The sequence below is a fragment of the Streptomyces botrytidirepellens genome (assembly GCF_003721215.1).
GTDB classification, from domain to species: Bacteria; Actinomycetota; Actinomycetes; order Streptomycetales; family Streptomycetaceae; genus Streptomyces; species Streptomyces himastatinicus.
The window spans coordinates 1-3,657 of record NZ_RIBZ01000110.1; the positions used below are offsets into that span (position 1 = coordinate 1).

Annotated in this window: 2 protein-coding genes; both read right to left on the reverse strand. The window is 71.9% G+C overall.

Going from position 1 to position 3,657, the window contains the following annotated elements; genetic code table 11:
- Positions 1–52: 52 nt before the first annotated feature.
- On the reverse strand, positions 53–385 hold the full coding sequence (locus EEJ42_RS50210; RefSeq protein WP_148081890.1) for a hypothetical protein: 333 nt from the start codon (positions 383–385) through the stop codon (positions 53–55).
- Between the two features lie 215 nt (positions 386–600).
- Positions 601–1,083, reverse strand: coding sequence for a hypothetical protein (locus EEJ42_RS08455; RefSeq protein ID WP_148081891.1), 483 nt, complete (start codon positions 1,081–1,083; stop codon positions 601–603).
- Positions 1,084–3,657 lie beyond the last annotated feature (2,574 nt).

Sequence of the window (3,657 nt, forward strand, 5' to 3'; positions counted from 1 at the left end):
GGGGCGGATCCCCTGGCCCCGCGCGGGCGGGGGCCAGGGGGCCGAGCCGGGGTCAGGACGGGGGCGTGTTCGACGAGGTGTCGCCGCCTCGGGCGTCCGCGTCTGCGGTGGTGGACGCGCCAGGTGATTGGCCCAGAGCGGTGTTCCAGGCGTACGCGCCGAGCACGGTGAGTACCATCAGCGCCGTATACAGGACGGTCCAGGGCCATGGGGCGTGCCGCAGAGCGCTGGATGCGGTGGCGGCCGCGAGGGACACGGCGGACAGGGCGTAGAGGCGGGCGAACGTTTGGACGCGGCCCTTGGCCTGGGCGCAGTGGCGTGCGGGGGGGGCAACCCCCTCAACCCCGCACGGCTCGCCCTCGGGGTAGGGGGCGGTGGTGGTCAAGCAGGAGGGCGGCCCGGGGCGCGGTGTGCGCCCCGGCAGGAGTATCAGGACTGTTCGCGGCGCGGTGTCACGCGGTGTGCTTCCTCGCGACCCTGGTCGTACTGCTCGATCAGTCCGTCGGGGAACGAGGTAGTGACGCTCTGCCGGTACTCGGCGGCGCCGAGCCCGTATGCCGCCTGTCCGGCGGCAGGATGACCGCCATGGTGCAGGGGCAGCTATTTCAGGAACGAGGAACAGGCGACGGTGTAGCGTCGGCCGTGGTGCAGGAACGGTTGGCGGCACGCGGAGCACAGGCGATTGGATGCAGTGCCCGGGCGCGGCTCGACGTCGAAGCGGTCGCAGCACGACGCGTTCGGGTTGCCGTGCTCGCTCTCCCACTGGCCGCACTCACCGCACGTGGGCGTGGGCGGTGTGGGGAGCGGTCGGGCCTCCTGCACTGCTGTGTGGAACATGCCGGACGCGTAGGTGAACACCACGGTCTTGCTCAGGTCGTCCATGGCAAGCATGCCCCCGCATTCGTCGGCATTGATCAGCAGCGCCCGCAGTAGAGCACCGGACATCGGGCGAGGGTTCGGAATACCGGGGATGAGGTCGGACTCGGGCGACGCGGTCACGGAGTATGCCGCGAACGTGACCTCGGACGGGTCGGTGAGCGGCCAGAACATTGCGGAACGCTTGTCATCACGGGCAGCAGACACAGGGAACTCCCATAAGACGGAGGGGCTGAGAAGATCGAAACCCACACGACAGAGCACGCGCGGGATGGGTGACGGCACTTTGCCGGGGCCCGGGGCAAGCTGTGCAAACGGCTGGCGCCCCGGCCCCCACCGTGCGACCGCAGGCCGGGGGCCAAGCGAGGGGCAGCGGGCGGTGGCCGGAGCGAGGGCACACACGTCCCGGGTGGCGAGCAGCAGGGTCGGGGAATGTCCTCGGCCGGGCCGGACCCCGCGCTTGCGGTGCGGGTCTACGCCACGTGCCGCCAGGCAGCGGGCGGGTCATGGCGAAACTCCCTAGCTAATGGCGGGAGGTTGCCGGTGACGGGACGCGGCGGGCCGCACGGTCAGGGACTGCGAGGGTCAGCCCAGCGACAAGCGGCCGGACATACCCCGGCCCTCGGGGTGCCGTTCCGAGCGGCGGTCGGGGGCCAGGGTGTGGGGGTGGTGGTGAGGGCGGTTGCTGGACACGGAACCCACGGGGTGAGGGGGCAGGGCTGCCCCGTGAGGGGGGGCGGCCCTGCTGCCGGGGAACTCGGCCACACTTCAGGGGTGGTGGCGCGGGAGCGCCTTTCTGGCACCACCAACACCGCCCCGAGTGAAGCTAAGCCCTGCAACCACCAGGGCCGGGCTGGCCCGCGGTGGCAAGAGAGGCGGAACTGCCGCGTGCATGGCGGGAGTCAGGGCTGGCAGGCGGGGCAGTGCTCGTGGCTGTCGTAGTCGTGAGCACCCTGGTCGTGGTCGTCGGCCAGGTCCGCGCACGCAATGCAGTAGGCATCGGGACCATCATCGGGATGGGGCTCCAGACGCCCGCCGCAGTGAGGGTTACGACACGTCTTGGGGGCAGTCGCGTCGGGCGGGGCGGGGTGGGCAGAGGCAGATGGCATGAAGGGATCCGTTCGGTTTGCCGTTCAGGTCCGGCCGGGCAGCCGGTGGGCGGGACCGTGCCGGGACCCGGGGCAAGCCCCGCCACCCCACCCGATCGCCGGAGCCGGGAGGGCGCGAGTGACGGCGGCGTACACCGGTGGCGGCTGGGCGAGGGAAGAGCCCGCCCCGCCGGGGTGGCGAGACGGGCTCAACAGGTGGGACGTCGGGTCCTGTCAGGTGATGTGGAGCATCGCCCACGTGCCGGTAGGGACTAGGGACAGGCGGCGACGGCGATGATGAGCGCGCCGCACGCCCGGCACTCGGTATGTCTGGATCGCCCCGGCCACTTCGTCCAGGGCCCGGCGTGAGCGCCGTCCGCGCCGACCGGCGGACGGCGCCGGGCGGGTCAGAGTTGGCGGTCGCCGTGGGCGGACAGTTCCTCGGCGCGCGGCTCGATGGCCAGGATGACAGCGCGGGCCCGCTCCACGGCGGCGCGCGCCTTCTCGGTGGCCGTGTTGCGGCCGGTGATCGTGTGGGCGGTGTTCAGGGCCTCCCACGCGTCCTCAACATCCTCGTGTGCCTCGATGACCTCGTNGGTGTTCAGGGCCTCCCACGCGTCCTCAACATCCTCGTGTGCCTCGATGACCTCGTTGCGCAGCGTGGCGGGAACGGTGGGGCCGAGAGTGTGGAGATGGTGGGTGAGGGTGACCAGGTCGCGGGGCGCGTGGCTGAGGGATGCCTGCCGGGCAGCCTGGTACGCGGCCAAGACGGCCGGCCGCAGCGCGGTCGCGGCCAGCGCCTCGGCCGGGCGGGTCGGGACGTACCGGCGGTCCTCCAGCTGGTCGGTGCGGGGCGCGCCGCAGTCCTCGCCGTACGCCTCAGCCCCACAGGGCCCGCCGTCGCCCTCGTACGTGTGGCTGGTGACGCTGGGCGCCATGCTCTCTGCCGTGGCGGCGGCGCGGCGCAGGAGTTCGTCCAACATCCCGGCCGTGCCGGGGATGCCGCACGTGATGATCGAGTTGCGGAGCAGTTCGGTGGGGAACTGGGCTTCGCAGGTGACGCCGCACAAGGCGTGTTCTCCCTCGGCGTGAGCTTGCTCGGCCTCGTGCCGGTCGCAGAGTTCGCCGTCCTCGCAAGAGTCCGGGACGCTGCACGACGACGAGGCGGCCGAGCCGGTGCCGGGCTGCGCCTCGTCGGCCAAGCGGCGGAGCATGTCGGCGACGCGGAGAATGCCAACATTCTCCGAAGTCTGCGCTGCCGCCCGCGGGCCGGTGACGCGCTCGAACTGGCGCAGCGACTCGGCGAGCTCGGCGGCCTTCCGAAGCAGGGTGCTCCGATCGGCAGGCGCGGGCGGCATAGCGGCCTGGGTGGCGGGTTCGGTCATCATCGGGCGTTCCTTCGGCTAGTGGGTCCCCAGTGCTGACCTGCTGAAACAGACTTCCGTTCAAGGCCCCCACGGCGGGGTGGCCCAAGGGGTGGTTGGGGCACAGCCATCCCCGTGGTATCGGCTGTCCGGGCGCGGCCTAGCGGGTGCCGGTCGCCGCCGAACACGAAGGGGGTTTCGTGCGGGGGCGTTCCGGCTGAAGCTCACTCTCGAGAACGGCACCGTTAGCCCCGCGACCCCCGAGCGGTGGACGGCAGGCGGCGGGTGGTGGGAACCCGTGAGCAGAGCATGAACCCTTCGGGCGGGGG